At 51.4% G+C, this 20,859-nt stretch carries 17 protein-coding genes; 10 read left to right on the top strand and 7 right to left on the bottom strand.

Annotation, left to right across the window (positions count from 1 at the left end):
• Nucleotides 1–30: 30 nt before the first annotated feature.
• Both V5T57_RS02440 and V5T57_RS02435 read left to right on the top strand, forming a co-directional pair.
• The gene (locus V5T57_RS02440; RefSeq protein ID WP_332889568.1) at nt 31–1,161 is read left to right on the top strand and encodes a hypothetical protein; all 1,131 of its coding nucleotides are present in this window, start codon (nt 31–33) and stop codon (nt 1,159–1,161) included.
• On the top strand, nt 1,142–2,545 hold the full coding sequence (locus V5T57_RS02435) for an MBOAT family O-acyltransferase (RefSeq protein WP_332889567.1): 1,404 nt from the start codon (nt 1,142–1,144) through the stop codon (nt 2,543–2,545). The genes V5T57_RS02440 and V5T57_RS02435 overlap by 20 nt, the downstream gene beginning before the upstream one ends.
• Before the next feature lie 51 nt (nt 2,546–2,596).
• Here V5T57_RS02435 and V5T57_RS02430 read toward each other — a convergent pair whose 3' ends face one another.
• The 4 genes from V5T57_RS02430 to V5T57_RS02415 are packed head-to-tail and all read right to left on the bottom strand — an operon-like array spanning nt 2,597 to nt 6,602.
• The gene (locus V5T57_RS02430) at nt 2,597–3,004 is read right to left on the bottom strand and encodes an ExbD/TolR family protein (RefSeq protein WP_332889566.1); all 408 of its coding nucleotides are present in this window, start codon (nt 3,002–3,004) and stop codon (nt 2,597–2,599) included.
• A complete protein-coding gene (locus V5T57_RS02425; RefSeq protein ID WP_332889565.1) occupies nt 3,001–3,612 on the bottom strand; it encodes a MotA/TolQ/ExbB proton channel family protein in 612 nt (203 codons plus the stop codon). Before V5T57_RS02425 ends, V5T57_RS02430 begins: the two co-directional genes overlap by 4 nt.
• 11 nt (nt 3,613–3,623) lie before the next feature.
• Entirely contained in the window at nt 3,624–4,490 is an 867-nt protein-coding gene (locus V5T57_RS02420) for an energy transducer TonB (RefSeq protein WP_332889564.1), read from the bottom strand.
• A 24-nt stretch (nt 4,491–4,514) separates the two neighbouring features.
• Nucleotides 4,515–6,602, bottom strand: a complete 2,088-nt coding sequence (locus tag V5T57_RS02415) for a TonB-dependent copper receptor (RefSeq protein ID WP_332889563.1) — start codon at nt 6,600–6,602, stop codon at nt 4,515–4,517.
• 366 nt (nt 6,603–6,968) lie between these two features.
• On the opposite strand from V5T57_RS02415, the gene V5T57_RS02410 reads away from it, so the two are divergent.
• The 5 genes from V5T57_RS02410 (at nt 6,969) to V5T57_RS02390 (ending at nt 15,712) form a co-directional block, all read left to right on the top strand.
• Nucleotides 6,969–8,030, top strand: a complete 1,062-nt coding sequence (locus V5T57_RS02410) for a YiiX/YebB-like N1pC/P60 family cysteine hydrolase (RefSeq protein ID WP_332889562.1) — start codon at nt 6,969–6,971, stop codon at nt 8,028–8,030.
• 186 nt (nt 8,031–8,216) lie between these two features.
• Nucleotides 8,217–10,559, top strand: coding sequence for an acyl-CoA dehydrogenase (locus tag V5T57_RS02405; protein WP_332889561.1), 2,343 nt, complete (start codon nt 8,217–8,219; stop codon nt 10,557–10,559).
• Entirely contained in the window at nt 10,556–11,872 is a 1,317-nt protein-coding gene (locus V5T57_RS02400) for an acetyl-CoA C-acetyltransferase (protein ID WP_332889560.1), read from the top strand. The genes V5T57_RS02405 and V5T57_RS02400 overlap by 4 nt, the downstream gene beginning before the upstream one ends.
• The gene (locus V5T57_RS02395) at nt 11,869–14,022 is read left to right on the top strand and encodes a 3-hydroxyacyl-CoA dehydrogenase NAD-binding domain-containing protein (protein WP_332889559.1); all 2,154 of its coding nucleotides are present in this window, start codon (nt 11,869–11,871) and stop codon (nt 14,020–14,022) included. The genes V5T57_RS02400 and V5T57_RS02395 overlap by 4 nt, the downstream gene beginning before the upstream one ends.
• The gene (locus V5T57_RS02390; RefSeq protein ID WP_332889558.1) at nt 13,943–15,712 is read left to right on the top strand and encodes an AMP-dependent synthetase/ligase; all 1,770 of its coding nucleotides are present in this window, start codon (nt 13,943–13,945) and stop codon (nt 15,710–15,712) included. Before V5T57_RS02395 ends, V5T57_RS02390 begins: the two co-directional genes overlap by 80 nt.
• 180 nt (nt 15,713–15,892) lie before the next feature.
• Here the strand turns inward: V5T57_RS02390 and V5T57_RS02385 are convergent, their stop codons facing one another.
• Both V5T57_RS02385 and V5T57_RS02380 read right to left on the bottom strand, forming a co-directional pair.
• On the bottom strand, nt 15,893–16,675 hold the full coding sequence (locus V5T57_RS02385) for an endonuclease/exonuclease/phosphatase family protein (protein WP_332889557.1): 783 nt from the start codon (nt 16,673–16,675) through the stop codon (nt 15,893–15,895).
• A gap of 76 nt (nt 16,676–16,751) precedes the next feature.
• On the bottom strand, nt 16,752–17,006 hold the full coding sequence (locus V5T57_RS02380; RefSeq protein WP_332889556.1) for a DUF2164 domain-containing protein: 255 nt from the start codon (nt 17,004–17,006) through the stop codon (nt 16,752–16,754).
• Nucleotides 17,007–17,049: 43 nt separating this feature from the next.
• Between V5T57_RS02380 and V5T57_RS02375 the strand changes: the two genes are divergently transcribed.
• On the top strand, nt 17,050–18,048 hold the full coding sequence (locus V5T57_RS02375; RefSeq protein WP_332889674.1) for an AEC family transporter: 999 nt from the start codon (nt 17,050–17,052) through the stop codon (nt 18,046–18,048).
• Nucleotides 18,049–18,108: 60 nt separating this feature from the next.
• Here V5T57_RS02375 and V5T57_RS02370 read toward each other — a convergent pair whose 3' ends face one another.
• Nucleotides 18,109–18,936 carry an ion transporter gene (locus V5T57_RS02370; RefSeq protein WP_332889555.1) on the bottom strand — a complete coding sequence of 276 codons (828 nt, stop codon included), beginning with the start codon at nt 18,934–18,936 and terminating at the stop codon, nt 18,109–18,111.
• Nucleotides 18,937–19,300: 364 nt separating this feature from the next.
• Here V5T57_RS02370 and phoU point away from each other — a divergent pair, with 364 nt between their 5' ends.
• On the top strand, nt 19,301–20,011 hold the full coding sequence (gene phoU, locus V5T57_RS02365) for a phosphate signaling complex protein PhoU (RefSeq protein ID WP_332889554.1): 711 nt from the start codon (nt 19,301–19,303) through the stop codon (nt 20,009–20,011).
• Nucleotides 20,012–20,389: 378 nt separating this feature from the next.
• Nucleotides 20,390–20,797, top strand: a complete 408-nt coding sequence (locus V5T57_RS02360) for a c-type cytochrome (protein WP_332889553.1) — start codon at nt 20,390–20,392, stop codon at nt 20,795–20,797.
• Nucleotides 20,798–20,859: the final 62 nt, after the last annotated feature.

Below are 20,859 nucleotides of genomic sequence, written 5' to 3'. Positions count from 1 at the left end.
TGTTTGGGTCTAACCAAAAAAGCTATCATCATGTCAACATTGGTTAAACATGGGTTACCTATACTTACCACCCTACTCTTATTGGTGCTGATCTGTGCTCCAGTAGCCTTACTGCGTGATACCAACTCGATCTTTGATCTCAAAAAGCAGCGTCAGTTACAGTCCAGCCAGCCTGATCTCATCTTTATGGGTAACTCCATGTTGGGTACACGGCTAAATGCCGACCAACTGCAAGCCCACTTTCCCCATAAGACCCTTGATCTCATACCAGAGAATAACAGCTACTCCCGTAGCTGGTACCTCAACCTAAAATTTTTTGTCGCCACGTTATCCAAAACACCGGATAAGGTTTTTATTCTCTTTCGGGATCAGTTTTTAACGGTGCCCTGGCTGGCTGATAGTAAGGATGTTATCCCCAAAAAACGTACACTGCGTGAAAGACGTGGTGTGATCCAGCGTATGCAAAAGGAAGATCCAACGCTTGAGCGGATACAGAGCCACCACCAGAAATGGAGTGACCATGCGTATGATTGGACAGCTCAGCTTTTTCCCATCATACGGCCAGATTCTGACATACGTCAGACGGCGCAGTGGCACTTGGATTCTATCCGTATTCTCCCCTTTTTAAAGGGCTATGCCAGCCACGTATGGCACAGGTATGTCGGCGCAGAGGTCAAGGCGCATAATCCGGATATGCTTCATCAACGTCACCAGCTGATCCAACGTATTAATACCAATTTTACACGAGACCGGTTGCGTCAAAGTGTGGATGATCAACCCAGTTACAGTCTTTGTGTCGAATCTGATGCAACCACCATGTATGGGTGCGATTTTCAAGCATCTGTCGCAGACTCCTACCTGCCTGCCATGGTGCAGTTGGCCAAGGATAACGGGATTCAACTGGTGTTTGTACGGATCAAAAGACGACCTGATGCTCAAGGTGTGGTTGCGCAGTCAGACACACTAAAACGCTATATCACGGATCTGGATCACTATCTTAAAGCTCATCAGATGGTGTTGTGGGATCTAACCGATGATGAAGATATTAAGCCCACCTTCTATTTTGATGGTGACCATATTCATCCTCAATATAAAGCGCATTATACCGACCTGTTCGCGACAAAAATGAAAAGCCATTTCCATGATCTTTCACAGTTTTGATTTTATTCTCTTTCTCATGGTGGTGTTAAGTGGCTATTGGCTGCTGGGTCGACGTGCTCAAAATCTGTTTCTGCTCGCGGCCAGTTACTTTTTTTATGGTTATATCCACCCCTGGTTTCTTAATCTCATCCTGATCTCGACAGTTACCGACTATTTCTGTGGTTTGGGTATGGCTCGACACCCACACTATAAACGGTGGTATCTGATCATAAGCCTGGTGATTAACCTGGGCATGTTGGCGATCTTCAAATATTTTGGCTTTTTTGTGGAGAATGTTCAGGAGCTGTTGGTTTTAGCTGGGTTGCCGAGCTTCTCCTTTACTCTGGAAATTCTCCTGCCTGTTGGTATCTCATTTTATACCTTCCAGACACTGAGCTATACCATTGATATCTATCGTGGAACTTTAAAACCACGGCGTAATTTTTTGGATATGGCGCTGTTTGTCGCCTTTTTCCCCCAGTTGGTCGCTGGGCCCATTGAACGGGCCAAACGCCTGTTACCGCAAATTGAGCAAACCCGTACCATCGATGTTGGCCAGTTTACCGGCGCCCTTATGCTTATGGCGTGGGGGTTTTTTAAAAAGCTGGTGATCGCCGATAATGTGGCGGTATTGGTGGATAAGGTTTTTGCTGTAGAAGATCCCTCCTTTACCCTGTTATGGGCTGGGGTCTTTGCTTTTGCCATTCAGATCTTCTGTGACTTCTCAGCCTATAGTGATATTGCACGGGCTACAGCCCGGTTGTTGGGCTTTGAACTCTCCCCCAATTTTAATCACCCCTATTTGGCGGTTTCCCCTTCCGACTTTTGGCGCCGTTGGCATATGTCACTCTCCTACTGGATTCGTGATTATGTCTACATTGCGCTGGGTGGTTCCCAGGCCAAGCCGCTACGGGCTGCGGTGAACTTAATGATCACCTTTTCGCTCTGTGGTTTATGGCATGGGGCCAGTTGGAATTTTGTAATCTGGGGGACCTATCATGGTCTGTTGATTCTCTTGTATCGGGGTATGGATCATTTTGTCCCCACATCCTGGCATCCACCCAAGGTCATTCAGATCTTGGTGATGTTTATGTTTACCAATATAGGGTGGTTGATATTCCGGGAAGGTGATCTGGGCTATCTGATGCATGATCTGACCTTAACCCCCTTTGGGGAGTCACCAGATCAGCGCTTGGCAGGGCTCTATATCCTGTTTACCGTCTTTCTATACAGTTTGCCGATCTGGTTACATGCCTTATGGGCACGCTGGCACCACCGGTGGATGCGCAGTGGTCTGTGGCAACTGCCGGGTATTCCCTACTATTTGGCCACATCGGTTCTGCTGTTTCTAATCAGTATTCTGCATGCTGAGCGCATGGCGGACTTTATCTATTTTCAATTTTAGCTCAACCTTTTGATCGTGAGCGCAATAGCCACGGTATACATGATGTATGGATTATGGTCTGGCCTGGGTGGCAAAAGCCAAGCGTTTAACATCGTGCCGCTTGGCAATGGCAATAACCTGGGCGACATGGTGATAAGGTGTATCCGCCGCTGCAGAGAGACGGACAATGGAGGAGGGGCTGCTGGCCATCTCTTGCTTTAACCGGCTCTCCATCTGTTCATGGGTGAGCAGCTCACCATTGAGTAGCCACTGCCCATTGGATTGAACGGTTAAATCCATAATGGTTGATTCTTGAAACATAGCTGCTTCTACCTGGGGTAAGTCAACTTGAAGTGCGCGGGCCATAAGCGGCGCGGCAATAATAAAGATCACCAGTAAAACCAACATCACATCAACCAGCGGTGTAACGTTGATCTCATGCAGGACCTGATCATCTTCATCACCAGGTAACCCCATCATGGTTGGATCCCCTTTTGGTCCTGAACACTGAGATACACTGCAATACCCTCCAGATACCCCATCACCCGTTTAAGTAGACGTACCAGCATGTTGTAACCCAACAGGGCAGGGATCGCCGCAAATAGGCCCAGCGCCGTTGCCACCAACGCTTCAGCAACCGGTCCTGCTACCAGATCCAGAGAGACGGTGGATTGAGCACCCAGACCTTGTAAGGCATGCATAATGCCCCAGACCGTACCAAAAAGACCGATAAACGGTGCAGAAGCGGCAATACTGGCCAGGATGGAGAGCCCATTTTCCAGTTTAAGCCGTTGCTGCTTTAACAACTGTGCCAAGATGCGTTCAATGGCATGGTGCTGTGCTGCTGTTAAAGCATGCATATGTGCTTGAAGCTGGGCAGATGGCATGTTGGATCGCCAAACGGGTTGGGTAGATGGATCTTGGCAGGCGGTAAAAAGCGTACGCTCCCCGTGCAATAGATGGCGTAGTTGAACCCATTTATACAGTATGACACTCCAGCTGATGAGTGAGGCAAACAGTAGGGTCATAAAAACGGAACGTACCACCCAATCGGCATCCTGCCACCAGCCAAACCAAAGATCATGCATGGAAAAACTCCTTACTTAAGTTGAAACCGAATGGGGACCCGAACGGTCGCAGCCTCCACCCGATCACCCCGTTGGGCTGGGGTAAAATGCCACCGCTTAACAGCACGGCGTGCGGCACGATCCAACAGCCGTGAACCTGAGCTTTGGGTGATGGTTATGGTTTTAACCGCACCATTTTTTAATACCTCAACCGTCAGTAGAACGGTCCCTTGCACCCCACGCTTACGCGCTTTACGTGGGTAGGGCGGTAGGGGGTTGTGACCATACTGGGGAGGGGTGTATCGCTTCACAGCGGGTTGCCCCTTTAGGGTGCGTTGAGCCTGGATCGGTTGTTTAGGAACCGAGGGACTTGAGTAGGTTCCGGCCGTAATAGGCTGCTGTATGGTCGGTTTTGGCTCGACAGGTGGCCGTACAGCCGGTTGCAGCGGTTGGGTGCGAGGCTTGGCAACCTGTTTGGGGGTGGGACGACGTTTAGGGGTTGGCACCACCCTCGGGTGGGGTGGTGCCGTCGGAGCCTCCTGGCTGAGTTGTGGGGTCGGGAGGATAGAAGGCTCCGATTTAATAACAGCCGTAGGTATAGCCTCTGCCCATGCGGTTTCCTGAGGTAGCTCAGGTTCAGCCTCGGCCAAGGCTGTCTCCTGGGGTGGCTCGGGCGCATGGACCGGTGCTTCGGGGGCTGTTGGTTCTATAAGAGGTGGTAGGGTCTGTGGCTCTAAGGCTTGGGCTGTGGGCAGCTCTGGTAACAGCTGGGGTGCTGGTAACATCACCAGTTGAAAGGCATGCTGATCCTGCTGAAGTGAAGAGGTGGAGGTTGGTGCAGATTGACCCAACCCCCACCACACCCCAGCATGCACGCCACAGGCAACCACAAAAGCCACAGTTTTTCTTAACAGGCCCAACCGTTAAAACTCAGTACCCACGGTAAACCAAAGGGTTCGGCCTGGCTCGTTGACCTGGCTCTGGGTGGTATCAAAGGTACTGCTGTCGTTCAGATGCTCAGCATAACGCTTGTCCAGCAGATTGTTGACACCGGCTTTAAAGGTCCAACGTTCCAGGGGTCGATAGGCGGTGTAAATATCAAAGGTCGAAAAACCAGCTGTTTGCCCCGTATCCAACCCGGTGCCTGTGCTGCTGTCATCATCCACACGGCTCTGTTTGCTCACCACCCGCCATTTGCCACCAAAGTCCCACTGCTCTTCACTGTAATCCAGGGTAAAGCCCGCCTCTAAAGGTGCAATCTGGGCCAGGGCAGATTCATAGGTCTCATTGCGACCATACAGATAAGCCAAGGTCACGCCACCGGTCCAGTGGGGGGCAAACCCGTAGGTGAAGGCAGCTTCACCACCAAACAGTGTGGCCTCTACATTGTTATAGACGGTGGCGTTGCCTGCACCGCTGGAACTATGGTCCCGATCCCGTAGAATGTAGTCATCCACACGGTTGTAGAAGAGACTGATGTCACTTTGCAAACCACGCCAGTTAAAGCGGGTACCGACATCAAACTGGTGATGTTTTTCAGGTTTAATAAATGGGTTGCCGACCCAACGACTATCTTCACTGGAGTTGTGGTTGGCGGCCATATAACGTTCGGTGGCATCGGCCGTACGCACGGTGCGGCTTAGGGCCACATACCAGTTGCCTTTACCACCCCAGTAGTTCCGTTCATAGCGTAGAAAACCCCCCACATTATGTTCGGTACTCGCATCGGTGGACTGGCCATAGTAGGTCGTATAGAGATCATGGCCGCTTAATTTGGCCACAGCACCCATGGCATCATCCGGTGTGGCGTGGGTGTTGCCGGCATCGGCCCGCACATAGTCATAGCGTAAACCGGCTTTGAACAGGCTCTGCTCACCCAGGGGTTGGCTCACTTCACCAAAGGCACCGCTGCTGCGGGTGGTAACATTTGGCCATAAATAGGATTGTAGGTTGGTGACCGCACCAACAGTACCCCGGTAGCGGATGGCATTACGTTCATTGCCTTGATGATCAGCCCCAAGTTTTAGATCCATACCGGCATAGCTCATATTCAGAACCAGTTTACCGGTTAGCGTATCGGAGGTAGAAGGGGCTTTCATATACATGGCCGCCGCTGCAGGGGTGCGGAGACTGTAGTTATCCATCAGGTGTTCAACTTGTGAGAAAGCCAGTTGACCTTCGAGCTTCTCCATCAAACCACCGCTTAATGCTCGGGAGAATTTAAGTCGGGTAACATCGTTATGGGTAAAGGGGGAGTCCATACCCGCACCGGCAAACAGCACATCACTTTCATGGGTCGCTTCATGAGAGGCCTCAACCCGATCCGTATCGTTGGGGGTCCAGCCCAACATAAGATTACCGCTGCTTTCCGTATATGAGCTGCGTACGGCATTACCGTCGCCATCTTTATAGTCATTACCATCACTATGGTTGGCGACCAGACGAATATAAGCACTGGAGGAGCCACCTGCCAGATCCAGATACCCTTCCATTGCCTTGGCATTGGCGCGGTACCCCCCCCCAACTTTACCTCGGTAGGGTTCATCCTCATCAAACCGTTCTGTGTGGCGTTTAAACAGCACCACACCCCCACTACCCCCTGCGCCATGTTCGACACTTTGTGCCCCTTTAAGGATGGTGACAGACTCATAGGTTTCTGAGGCACCATAAGCGGATGGGGGATCCATACGGTTAGGGCAGCCACCATGCACAAAGGCACCATCCAAGAGTACATTTAAGCGGGTTTGGCTCTGACCACGAATATAAGGGTCCAAACCGTGCCCCCCCTTACGGGCGGCTGAAATACCGGGAATGGTTTTTAACAGCTCCCCACCATCTGCCACAGGTCCCTTGTTGCGCATATCCATAAACAGGGTCGCCGCACCATCACCCTGCAATTGGGTATCCTCGACCGTTAAGGTACCCAAGGTGGTGCTCTCCTGTGCCCATAGGGTGGAAGCAGGCAGGGTCATCAGTGCCGTCAACATGGCCAAGCGGGTCTGCGCTTTCATTCAAGTTGCCTCTAACAATTTAAGGGTTTGTGTAACCCTTCGCCTTGGGCAACCTTTGTACCATCTTGCATAATCAAATATAACAATGAGTTAAAGATAATATTCGTCGGGTGTTATGTGTGAATTGCCACAACCTATCGGTTATATCCCCCACTTTGGGTTTTGTAGGGCTTGGCTGTGAGTAATGAAGAACCTAATGGGTACCTAAATGGAACTTATTAAGTAATAATGATGTCCTATATTTAAGTTGTGAATCCTTAAAAAAAAGATAATGTATTGTTTTTATGGGCATTGTGCCCACTGTTTTTTCATAGATACCTTATGGCTTTGATCAAGCATGGGTATCTTCAGGGGAGGCGAGCCGTTATGGCCATCTTACAAAGATGGATGCGGCGTCTCATCGAATACCTGATGGAGGAGAGTCCACCAGAGGGCATGGCTGTTTGTAACTTTGATCGAATGCGCACCGAGTTAAAACCGTGTGATGTCATTTTGGTTGAAGGCCGCAGCCGTATCGCCGAGGTGATCAAGACCATCACCCAGAGTACGTGGTCCCATGCTGCGCTCTATGTGGGGCAGTTAAGGGATTTGAAGGATGCAGCCTTGCGTCGTCAAGTTGCTGCACACTATGAAGGAGATCCAAACGAACCGCTGGTTATTGAGGCGGTACTGGGTAAAGGGACGGTGGTGACGCCACTGCGTGCGTATCGCAACGATCATCTACGTATCTGTCGGCCCCATGGGCTAAATGATCGGGATCGGGATCGGGCGATACTCTATGCCATTGCCCGTCTGGGTTTTGAATATGATGTGCGCCAGATTCTTGATTTGGGGCGTTTTCTGCTGCCCTATAGCATTATTCCTCGCCGTTGGCGTTCCTCCCTGTTTGATCATAATGCTGGTGAAGTGGCCAGTACCGTTTGTTCCACCATGTTGGCGGAAGCCTATGGTGCGGTTAATTATCCCATTCTACCGGTGATAAAACGGGATGAGATGGGAGATCTTAAGCTGTTTAGACGGAATGTACGGCTGACCATGCCGAGAGATTTTGATCATTCACCCTATTTTGAGGTGGTGAAATACCCCTTGTTAGGGGAAGCCGAAGAGTATCGATCCTTACCTTGGGATACCGAGGGGTGGATCTGCAACGGGGCGCGGGAGTGTTACCCCCCTGGTACGGAAATATTAACCCAGGAGCAGCCATGGCGGCCGGCTCAATGGGCAGAGGGGCAGATGCGTAGTTGGTGGAAGGAAGCCACCGTGCATTTGCCAGATATGGAGCGCCCCCAATGGTTGGCGTTCCATTGGGATGATAACGATGAAGGACGGTGGAGCCGCGCGGTGCGTTGGCTTAACCGGACCCATCTACAGCTACGGGGATCAGATCGTGAAGACCGTGGCGGTAAGGAGGAACACAAGGCTGAGTAGAATGTATGGGTTTTAGCCAGACGGCACAGGAAGTTTTGGGATGTATGCCCTGACACCATTTGGTGCCCCTTGAACCCAACATACAGGTGGTGTGATGTAGCAATAGACACGACCTGGACATCTACTCAAGCCCACTTAACCGCATCCGGTTTTTTTCCCCATAGCACCAGATCATGGGAGGCAATCATGACTATGTGGCTATGGATGCTGGGTCTTCCAGTGGCCACCCTATTGGTGGTCCTGTTTACACCAAATCTGCGACGCCGCTGGATCTCAAAACCGATCATGGTGCAGATGAAACGTGCCATGCCACCACTCTCCCAAACCGAACGGGAAGCCCTGGAAAGTGGCTCTGTTTGGTGGGAGCAGGAGCTCTTTTCTGGCCAACCGGATTGGGAGAAGCTCACCGAGCTTCCTCCGGATAGTCTGCGCCGGGATGAACGGTCTTTTTTAGATGGGCCAGTGGAGCGGCTCTGTGCTCAGCTGGATGAGTGGCGGATTAAGCAGGAGACCAATGACCTGCCGCACCATGTGTGGGAGATGCTGAAACAAGAGGGCTTTTTTGGCATGATCATCCCCCGTCGCTATGGGGGGTTAGGGTTCTCAGCCCGTGGTCACTCCGCAGTCATTACCAAAATCGCCAGCCGCAGTGTGACCACCGCGGTAACGGTGATGGTGCCCAACTCATTGGGTCCTGCAGAACTGTTAATGCGCTACGGCACCTCTGAGCAACAAAACCACTATTTACCCCGTTTGGCCGATGGCCGTGAAATTCCCTGTTTTGCCTTGACCAGCCCCCGTGCGGGTAGTGATGCTGGGGCCATACCGGACAGTGGTGTGGTGTGTAAAGGTCGTTTTAGGGGGGAGAGCATGGTGGGTATCCGCCTAAACTGGGATAAACGCTATATCACCTTGGCCCCGGTGGCCACCCTTCTGGGGTTGGCATTCCGTCTTTATGATCCCGATAACCTGATCGGTAACCAGAGGGATCTAGGCATCACCCTGGCGCTTATTCCTACCCAACTACAAGGGATCTCCATTGGTACCCGGCATGACCCCTTGGGTGTGCCTTTTCTCAACGGTCCTACCCGTGGCCACCATGTCTTTATTCCGATGTCATTTTTGATTGGGGGCGAAAAGGGTATTGGTCAAGGGTGGCGCATGCTTATGGCTTGTCTCTCCGAAGGGCGGGGTATCTCCCTACCTGCACTCAGTGTGGGTGCGGCCAAACTGGCCGCACGGGCCAGTGGTAACTATGCCAGAGTACGCAAACAGTTTGGTCTCTCCATCGGTCGTTTTGAAGGGGTGCAGGAGGCCCTGGGTCGGATTGGTCTTCATGCTTACCGTATGGAAGCTGCGCGTGGTCTGACCGTTACGGTTCTGGATCAAGGGGAGCGACCCAGTGTGGCGGCAGGTATTGTGAAGTACCACCTGACCGAGGGTATGCGTGAGACCATCAATGATGCCATGGATGTCTGGGGGGGAACCGCCATATGTCGGGGGCCACATAACCTCCTGGCCCACGCTTATCAAGCCATTCCCATTGGTATTACTGTCGAGGGGGCAAACATTCTAACCCGGACCATGATGATCTTTGGTCAAGGGGCCATCCGTGCCCACCCTTATCTACTTAAAGAGATGGAAGCGGTGACCGGTGAGGGGCCGGAACCCCATCGTCTAGACCAGTTTGACCATCTGTTATGGTCGCATGTTCGCTATACCTTGGGCAATGGGTTCCGGGCTTTCCGTTATGCGCTGTTTGGCAACCAGACTGCAGCCATTCCAGAGTCGGTTAATCCTGCTGAACTTGCGGGTTACCGTCAGATCAGTCACTGGAGTGCAGCATTTGCCTTTATGTCTGACCTGGCTTTGGCCCGTTTGGGGGGCTCTTTAAAGCGTAAAGAGTCGATCTCAGCACTGTTTGGCGATGCCTTGAGCCATCTTTACATGGCCTCGGCCATTCTCAACCGTTTTCGGGATGAAGGGTATCCTGAAAAAGATCGTCCCATCATGCAGGCTGCCCTGCAAGATAGCCTGTTACGGGTGCGCAAGGCGTTGATGGCGGTGGTGGTTAACTTTCCAGATCGGTTGGTGGCCGGGGTTATGCGTTTGGCAGTGTTCCCAACGGGTATGTCACAACAGACCTTACCCCAACACCACCTGCACACCATCGCTACCATCATGCAAACAAGTGGTCCGGCCAGAGATCGACTGACGGCCGGTATCTACCTAGGTCGTGGGGATGAGAACGATGCTATGGGTGAGCTGGAGGCTGCTTTTATCGCAACAGAGCGGACTGATGAAGCTGAAAAACGCTTTACCCAGTGGATGAAACAGCGGCGTTGGGAGCCCATTCTTTCAGAAGGATTGCACCTGCCGGAGGGGTATCTGCAAACCGCGGCCAACGAGGGGGTGATCACACCCATGGAGGCCAGACGTATTGCCGATGCACTAGAACGCCGTATGCAGGTGGTGCGGGTTGATGAGTTTCCCGCTGTCTGCTGGCTGGGAGAGGAGGTGGCCGCATGAATACCCACGAACACAATTCAATGCAACCTGTATATGTGGTGGATGGGTTACGTACGCCCTTCCTTAAGACCAACGGTTCCCCCAACCCTTTCAGTGCCTCTGACCTGGGGTTGCAAGCGGGTCGTGCGCTGTTGATGCGGCAGCCCTTTCAGGCCGATGCCCTGGATGAAGTCATCATGGGATGTGTCGCACCGGGTGCGGATGAGGTCAACATTGCCCGTGTGGTGGCGCTGCGTCTGGGTTGTGATGTACGTATACCCGCTTGGACCGTCCAGCGTAACTGTGGTTCGGGCATGCAGGCGCTGGATACGGCTGTTCGGCGTATTGCACGGGGCGAAGCTGAATTGATTCTGGCAGGTGGTGTCGAGGCTATGTCTCGTGCCCCGCTACAGTTTAACAGTGGCTTTGCCGGGTGGATGGGGCGTTTGGCCCGTAGCCGTAGCCCTATGGCCAAGCTACGTACCCTGATGGGATGGCGTCCTGGTTTTATGGCACCGGTGATCACTCTGCTTAAAGCGCTGACCGATCCGACAACAGGTCTCTCCATGGGCCAGACGGCAGAAAATTTGGCTTACCGCTTTGGTATTAAACGGGGGGAGATGGATGCCTTCGCCGTACGTAGCCACCTACGGGCTGCTGCAGCCTGGGAGGAGGGGCGTATGAGTGATGAGGTGACGCCGCTCTATGATGCCAAAGGGCGCCACTACGATTGGGATGATGGTATCCGTGTGAACAGTCAGGAAGAGAAGCTGGCTAAACTTAAACCGGCTTTTGATCGCCCCCACGGTCGTATAACTGCAGGCAACAGTGCCCAAATTACCGATGGTGCCGCCATGTTGTTGTTGGCCAGTGAAGCTGTGGTCACAGCCCATGATTTACAACCCTTAGGCCAGCTCCATCCGGCCCAGTGGGTTGGTTTGGCACCCGATCAAATGGGGTTGGGTCCGGCCCATGCCATCGCGCCCCTGTTGAAGGCGCTGGAGATGGATATGAGCAGTATTGATCTATGGGAGATTAATGAGGCCTTTGCGGCGCAAGTGATGGCCTGTAACGAAGCTTTGGCCGATGGTCCTTACTGTAAAGAGATGCTCGACAGTAGCATGCCCATTGGTCGTATCAACCCAGCCCGTTTGAATGTGGATGGTGGTGCTGTGAGTTTGGGGCATCCGGTCGGGGCCAGTGGTGCCCGTATTGTCCTGCATCTCCTCCACGCCTTGAAGCAACGCCATTTAAAACGTGGTGTGGCGGCTCTCTGTATCGGTGGCGGGCAGGGTGGGGCTATGTTGGTCGATGGTATGGGAGGTCAATCATGAAAAATCCTCGCTGTATCGGACGTTACTGGCGTTGGGAACGGGATGATGCGGGTGTGGTTTGGTTAACCGCAGATAACCCGGACCGCAGTGCTAACCTTCTATCCCGTTCTGTGTTAGAGGAGCTGCACACCATCTTGGTACAGTTGGAACAGTGGGCCCCTGCGGCTTTAATGGTTCAATCAGCCAAAAAAGCAGGATTTTTTGCAGGTGCGGATATTCAAGCTTTTTCCGCCATTAAACATCAGGATGAAGCGGAAGAGTTGGTCCAGGCTGGGCAGCGGGTTATGGATCGTTTGGCCCATACCAGTTATCCCACCATGGCTTTGATACATGGGCACTGTATGGGGGGTGGTCTGGAACTGGCCTTGGCGTGTGATTACCGTATTGCCTGTTCTGACGCCCAAACCCGTATGGGCCTGCCGGAAGTGCAGTTGGGTATTTTCCCTGCATGGGGTGGTACATGGCGGCTCTGTCGTACCATTGGGGAACTGCCGGCGATACAGATGATGCTTACCGGTCGACTGCTCCATCCCAAACAGGCTCTCAACCTGGGGGTGGTTCATGAAATTGCCCCAGAACGGCTGATGAAACGAGCGGCTCGTGATATGCTCAGTCATCCACCCAAACCCCAACGTCGTCCCCTTATGGACCGACTGTTAATCTTGCCGGTATGGCGTAAATTGGCCGCTGCTATCATTCGCCGTCAGGTCAATAAAAAAGCCCCCATCGATCACTATCCAGCTCCCCATGCCCTATTGGATCACTGGCAGCATAATATGGGCAGTCATGACCGTGCCATGATGGGGGAACAAGAGGGTGTTGCACCGTTGATGGGCAGTAATGCGACCCAGCAGTTGGTTCGGTTATTCCACCTGAAAGATCGTCTTAAAGGGTTGGCTAAACAGGGTGAAGCGACCCTTCCCAACCATGTGCATGTGGTGGGTGATGGGGTGATGGGGCGGGCAATTGCAGTGTGGTGTGCTTTCCAAGGCATGCGGGTCTCCCTGCAAGGGCTCTCTCCTGAGTTATTGGGGCGGGCGATCCAGGAGGCACAAACCCTGGCCAAACAGAAACGGCTCAGTACCCATGCCCGTCGTGATTTTTTGGACCGCTTGATGCCGGACCTGAAAGGGGATGGTGTGTGTCATGCGGATTTGGTTATTGAGGCCATCTTTGAAGATGTCCAGGCCAAACAGAAGCTCTACGCTGATCTGGAACCCCGTATGCGGGCCGATGCCTTTTTGGCCACCAATACTTCGGCCATTCCTTTAGAAGAACTCTCCAGTGGATTGACTAAACCAGAGCGGTTGTTGGGCCTACACTTTTTTAACCCCGTGGCCAAAATGCCTTTGGTTGAGGTGGTGGAAGGTCCCCAAACCAACCCCAAGGGTTTACAGATGGGTTACCGTTTTGTGACGGCAATCAAACGTCTACCCCTACCGGTTAAAAGCCGCCCTGGCTTTTTGGTTAACCGTGTCTTGATGCCCTATTTGATGGAAGCGGTGCGTATGGTGGATGAAGGGGTAGATATGCGCCGCATTGATGTCGCGGCTATGCGTTTTGGTATGCCGATGGGGCCGTTGGCCCTGGCAGATGCCGTGGGTCTGGATGTCTGTAAAGCGGTGGCCCGTGAGTTGGCTGGTACCGTGACAGGCGGGGTACCACAACGATTGTTGGAGCTGGTGGATGGGGGCCATGTGGGGCGTAAATCTGGCCAGGGTTTTTATAAATATGGTCGGGGTAAACCTAAGCCCGGTAGCCGGGGTCGTGCCTTTATGGAGGCGCGGGATATTACCCACCGTCTGATACTGCCCATGCTTAATGAAGCGGTGGCCATACTCCAAGAGGGGGTTGTGGAGGATGCAGATTTGGTGGATGCAGGTATGGTCTTTGGGACCGGCTTTGCCCCCTTCCGTGGGGGGCCCATGGGCTACGCCGCTACCTTGGGCGAGATTCCCACCATAACCCTGTTTAAAGAGTTAGAAGTTCATTTTGGATCACGATTCCAGACCCATAGTGGATGGATGGAACCATCATTACGGTACTGGATACAAGAGAGGGAGGCACGCCATGTGGATGCATCATGGCATCGATCTGATCCCGGTGGAGCGGACACCCACTCTACCGGACCTGTTCCGCACGCGTCTTGAGCGCTCACCCAACAGCATTGCCTATTGGCAGTTTGCTGAAGATCGGGCACCCCGATGGGAGCCCCATACCTGGTCACAAGCGGCCCATCAAGCGGCCCAGTGGCAAGCGGCCCTACGCCGAGAGAATTTAAAACAGGGCGCACGTGTGGCTATATGCATGCCCAACCGTATGGAGTGGGTGTTGTTTGATATGGCCTGTATGAGCCTGGGGTTGGTGGTGGTACCGCTCTACCCCCATGATCGGCCAGAGGCGATGGCCTATATTTTGGAGGATGCAGGCGTTCAGCTGTTGCTCATGGAGGATGAGTCTCAATGGCGCGTACTGGAACCCCATTTATATGACGCTACAAAACTGAAAACAGTGGTGATTTTACAAGGTCACTGTAGCGATAGTTGTGGTCGGTGCCAAGCTGCGGGAGATTGGTTACCCCAAGGGACACACCCTTGGTTGCGTATGGCTGGTGCGACAGATCCAGATGGTCTGGCCACGTTGGTCTATACATCAGGTACGACGGGTCCGCCCAAAGGGGTGATGCTCAGTCATCGCAACATACTCTTCAATGCTGCAGCTTCACTAAAACGTATTGATGCGTATACCGATGACCGCTTTTTATCGTTCTTGCCTCTATCCCACGCGTTGGAGCGTACCGCCGGTTGCTATCTACCCATGATGGCCGGGTGTGAGGTCGCTTTTTCGCGGGGTATTCCCTATCTCTCTGAAGATTTAGCGGCCATGCAACCGACGGTATTGATTTCAGTCCCCCGTATTTTTGAGCGTATCCATAGTGAAGTGCTGGCTAAATTGCAGCATGCACCACACTGGAAGGTACGCCTATTCAGCCATACCGTTGAGAGTGGTTGGGATCACTTTTTACACCAACAGGGTAAAAGTGGTTTCCACTTTAAAGGCATGATCTGGCCACTTCTTAAACCGATTGTTGCGAATAAGTTGTTAAAAAAGCTGGGTGGTCGTTTACGTTTGGCGGTATCGGGTGGTGCTCCGTTGGATCCAACCATCTCCCGTTTTTTTCTGGGTATGGGGTTACCGCTGGTCCAGGGTTATGGTTTAACAGAGACCGCGCCTGTGGTGAGTGTTAACACCCCTACGGACAATGAACCCAGTTCGGTGGGTCAGCCTTTACCGGGTGTCAAAGTACGGCTGAACCGGCAAGGGGAGCTCTGTGTCAAAGGGCCTGGTGTCATGACCGGTTACTGGCATGATCCTGGTGCCACCCACGCCGCCATTGATCAAGATGGCTGGTACCATACCGGTGATAAAGGGGAGATTGATGCAGAGGGCCACATTAAAGTGGTGGGTCGGATCAAAGAGATTTTGGTAACTGCTACCGGTCGCAAGGTACCACCAGCCGATGTTGAAGGGGCGATCCAGTTGGATCCTCTGTTCAACCAAGTGATGGTGTTGGGTGAGGGGCGTGCCTATTTGGCAGCTTTGGTGGTGCTTAATCCTGAAGTGGCCGAGGGTAAAATATGGGATGAAGTGGCCCTGGTCGCGCGTATTAACGAACTTCTACACGGTTTTCCCCGCTATGCAGAGATTATACGTGTCGCTGTGGTGGAGGAGAGCTGGACCGTTGATAATGGTCTGTTAACACCAACCTTGAAGTTAAAACGCCGTGCGGTATTAAACCGTTATCAAACACTGATTGAGCAGCTCTATCAGGGTCATTGAGAGACGAGCCGTCAGGGATGATGGTTTGAGGCGAGTGGGGTGCGTCCGTCGATGCCTCCCCGAGATGCGTCTCACTGCCCGAGGGTGCGGCCACATAGGGCTGCACCCTTGTTGTATTCTATCGAACGTGGGGCACATGGTGTGCGGGTTCTCAGCTCTGAGCCAAGGTTAATGGTGCGGTTATTCTGCAAACTGAGCAAATAACCCAAAATGGTCGGATGGAAACAAGGTTTGCCAAGGCAGGGCTGCAGCGCCAATGGATTGTGTGCCCAACAGGGTTATATGCTTAGGCTGCATGGTGGACGATTTTAGGAGTATCCGGTCCAAACGGCGGCTGGGTTCCTGATCAAAGCTGTTGCGGTCGGCCATGTAATTGCGGGTACGGTCCCAGCTAAAACCGGGTTGCCCAGGGTGGCGTAGACGCCAGATATCCAGGAGCTGAAAGGATGCTAACACCGCTGCGGTTTTATGCTCAGCATCACCAAAATTAAAATCCCCCAGTAGAACTTTATGCGGTGCAGGGTAGCGTTGGAAAAGGGGTTTGATCTTAGCCAACTGCTTTTGACGCCAAGGCCCGTCCTCTAAAAAACTCTCAAGATGCAGGGTCACAAAGAGCCAGTTTTGGCCCTTTTTCTTCACTTCTACAAACAGTGCTTTACGCCCCAGGGGACCGGGTAGATCCAGGCAGTACCGGTGCATAACCGGTAGGTTGACCAAAAAAGCCAAACCACCTTGCAGACAGTCCGGGGTGGAAACAGCCTTATGGTTGCCTAAAGCTGGCTGTTGAACGGCCCTGTGCAAAAAGGGTTCATCTACCTCTTGCAGGGCAATGACATGGGGCTTGAGTGGTTGCAGAATATTAAAAAGTGCATCATAGCGTTTATCTGGGGCACTGCGTCCGCCATAGATATTCCAGGTGGCCACATTCATGTCTGCCTGGACTGCTGTTGGTAACCCGCTCATCACAGCTAAGCCTAACAGCAGCGCAAACCATAGATTGGACCGCTTGGTTTTAATACAACAGGGGGAGCGGTTGATTTTACACATGGTCAGTGGGCATCTCTTTTTCATAAATTTCATCATCAATCTGCACCAGCTTGGCTTCTAGAATGGCTCGAGCATCTTTAAGTCCATGGTTGTAAAAATACCCCCCCATCTCTTTGGTAATGAAATCCAACAAAAACTCGGTTTCAAACCGTCCGGCATCCAGCTCCATCTCATCCAATAAATAGGCTTTCAGCTTATTGACTAAATGATCCCGTTGTTGGGGGGTGAGAGAGGGCTGGGGATCCATGGTCAGTATCCTTTAAGGTGAGGTAAGGGTCTTTACAGTGGCCATGTTGACATGGTTATTGTGGATCTGCATAGGCATCAAAATCTATCTGCTTGATCCCATGGCATACCCTGACTATGCTCAGCCTCTTCTTCCCTTTTTAAAACGATATGTAAACCCCATGTTACTGGCACAAAAGCTGTTTGAAATTCTGTTCCCTATCCTGGCCATGGTTGGTGTGGGGTATCTCTATGGGCGACGTCATCAACCCGATATGGCGTTGGTTAACCGTATCTCGATTGATGTCTTTATCCCGGCATTGATTTTTGATGTGTTATCCAGGCAAACCCCGGATCTGGTGACCTACCGATGGATGGCGTTGGCTGCTTTACTGATTGTACTGATCTCTGGTCTGTTGGCATGGCCAGTTGCCCGGTGGGGCGGATATGCATGGAAAACCTTTGTTCCCCCCATGATGTTTACCAACTCGGGAAACATGGGTATTCCTTTGGCCGTATTGGCGTTTGGTGAGGAAGCACTACCTGCTGCGATTATTCTGTTTATGGTGGAAAACACCCTGCACTTTACGCTGGGTAGCTGGATGCTGAATGCCAAAGCAGGTATTGCAGCCCTGCTACGTAGCCCCATTATCCTCAGTTCAATCGCTGGTTTGCTGTTTAGTATTCAGGGTTGGCAACTGCCCCATGGGGTCGCCTTGCCCATTACCATGCTGGGCCAGGTGGCTATTCCCTTGATGCTGTTCTCTTTGGGGGTACGCCTGACCTCTATGGATCTGAGTCATTGGCGTATCGGCCTGCTCTCGGGCATCGTGAGTCCGCTGAGCGGCTTATTGGCGTTACTGATGGTTATGCCCTTTATCCCGTTACCTGAGAACCATTTGGCCTATTTAATTCTTTTTGCGGTGCTTCCGCCAGCGGTACTGAATTATATGATGGCAGAACGCTTTGATCAGGAGCCTAAACAGGTTGCGGCTATGGTTTTGATGGGTAATCTGGCCAGTGTGGTCAGCATGCCTTTGGCGTTGCTGTATATCCTAAAATAAAAAACTCCCCCGCTACGTCTTATCCACCAAATCGGTTAGGCGGAGCGGGGGGGGTTATACTCACGCTTGGTTTTTTAAAAGCAGCGCCTCAATACGGGTTAAGCGCTCTTTGAGTTCTTCATTCTGTATAACCAGTTGATGCACTTCGCCTGCTTCTCCCTCGCCGGTTTCCCGGTTATGTTTTTCATGCTCCTCTTGAAGCACATCCACCACAATACCGATCATCATGTTTAAAAACACAAAAGCGGTTAAAAAGATGAAAGTCAGGTAGAAGATCCAGCTTAATGGGTAGACCTCCATGGTCTCATACATCACATCGGTCCAATCCTCAAATGTGGAGACCCGGAAAAGTGTTAACAGGGCAATGGCGATGTCCCCCCATAAGATGGGATTAACCCCTTCAAACAGAAAACTACCCAGTGCCGCGTAGATGTAGAAAATGATGAACATAAGCAGTGCCACATAGCCCATACGGGGCAGGGCACGAAACAGCGCACTGATTAGAATACGTAGTTCTGGGATAATGGAAACCAGTCTTAATACCCGGAAGATGCGCAGCAGACGCGCAACCAGTGCCAAATCAGCCTCTGCCATGGGGATAAGGCTGATGGTGACAATGATAAAATCGAAGACATTCCAACCCTGACTAAAAAACTTTTTTAACGAGCGGTCTGCCAACATCCGAATGCTGATTTCCACCAGGAAGAAGATGGTGATGGCAACATCTAAGAGATTCAATACAACATCCAGTGTTGAACCGACCTCAAAGGTTTTGGCACCAATGACCAGAGCGGAGAAGATGATCACAAAGATCACCATAAGCTCAAATAGCTTGTTATTACGCAGCTTTTCAAACTTTAACAGCTGTGTCTCGAACCATACGTTCATGTCACATGTACCTTCTTAATAAAGCAAAATCGTTCTTAACCCCTAGAAGGGTATAAGAGATGCGCTCCTATATATAGGTTCCCCCAAACGACTTTGCACCCCCTGTTGAGTGGGTTGAAAAAAAATAGCCACCTTGTTTTTGACAAAGAATAGTCGACAATATGAAGATTGCATGACATTATGGAGATGAAAAGAAGAATTCCGTGAGTCGTTCCTGCTGTAAGTCATTGAAATATCGCTTAGAGCGAGACGAAACAGCGGTTGATTCATTGGGATGAATGAGTATGGAAAGAGATATTCATCACAGTTTAGTCATCGTGTGGAAGGGTGATGCCCTTATAGACACGAGCCAAGGAGGCAGGCGATGAATGCGCCATTACCCAACCATATATTTCGTGCAGTCGATGGGGATCTGAAGGGTATAGAAGAGCAAATTTTGCATATGCTGACCCAAGTTGGTGCCCAGTTGGATACGGTTATTCAGGCACTGCGTGGTATGCAGGCTGAGCTAGCCGATGGTGTGGTTGTAGAAGATGCAAAGCTGGATGCCATGCAGGTGGAAGTAGAACGGCTAGCGTTACGCTTTATCGCACTGCGTCAACCTGTGGCGGTGGACCTGCGGGTTGCCATTACCGCCATGCGAATGGCCCAACATTTAGAACGCATGGGTGATTACACCAAAGATGTTGCACGTCGTATCCATACCCTGAGTGATCAAACACTTCACTGTTCGATTGAACCCATGATGCAAATGGCCAACTGTGTGGCAGAGGGTATTAAGGAGTGTATAGAGGCCTATACCCAAAAGCATATCGGTAAGGTCTTGCGTGTATGGAGTGGGGATGAAGAGGTGGATGTGTTGCACAACACCATATTTGGTGAAACGCTACAGCATATGACCAACCACCATGATGAAATCAGTGGTTCAACACATATTCTATTCATGGCACGAGATATGGAACGGATGGGTGATCATCTGACCAGTGTGGTCGAAGATATCTATTTTATGATCACAGGTGAGCCTATTCGAGAACCTCGGCCTAAAGCCGATCGCACACCCCACATACTGGGTTAAGTCACTTGGGTCCATCGGGTGAATGAGATAAGGGAGCGCTTATGGTAGGATAGGCGCTCCCTTTATCTATAAAAATAAAGTTGGGCAAGATCAAAAAATGGACCTGTTGTTTGCCTATTTATAGGTAAATCCGAGGATGATGACCGCAATTGTAATAAAAAAAACAATTTGCAACCATACATTCTGGAAATTACAGATATCCCAGGTACAATATAGGTTTAGGTGCGTAGATGTCTCAGTATTGCTACCAAAAATGGTTACTTATCGTACTGCTTTGTCACCATTTTTGTTGGCCCAGTGAAACAAATGGGCTAAAATCCGCAACTCAGACAAAACATCTGATTCTACTTGTGCCGTAGTTTTTGGAGGAACACAACCATGAAGTTTGCCCACATTGCCCTGGCTGCCGCGATGACTGTTGCTGGATTTGCCGGTACCGCTGAAGCCGCTAGCGACAAAGCCATGAAGAAGTGCCGTGCCTGCCACAGTTGGGAATCTGGCAAAAAAGGTAAGCAAGGTCCTAACCTGTTTGCCATTATGGGTGCTACTGCTGGTACCAATGCCAAGTTCAAGTACAACAAAAAATCTGTTCTGCCTGGCGCTGGCGCCAAAGGCTTGGTTTGGGATGAGACTAACCTGGATGAGTACCTTCAGGACCCCACCAAGTTCCTTCGCAAGTTCTTGGGTGACAAAAAAGCTAAGTCCAAAATGACTTTCAAGCTTAAAGGTGCAAAGAACGCTAAGCATCGTAAAGCTATCATTGAGTTCTTGGCAGGCAACAAGTAAGTCGCAATCTTTTTTGCGACCGTTGTCGTCATTATAAAAAAAGCCCAAACCCTATTTCAGGG

It is taken from the genome of Magnetococcus sp. PR-3 (genome assembly GCF_036689865.1).
In the GTDB taxonomy this organism is placed as follows: Bacteria; Pseudomonadota; Magnetococcia; order Magnetococcales; family Magnetococcaceae; genus Magnetococcus.
Note: the sequence above shows the minus strand (reverse complement) of the source record. Positions and strands in the feature narration are given on the sequence as shown.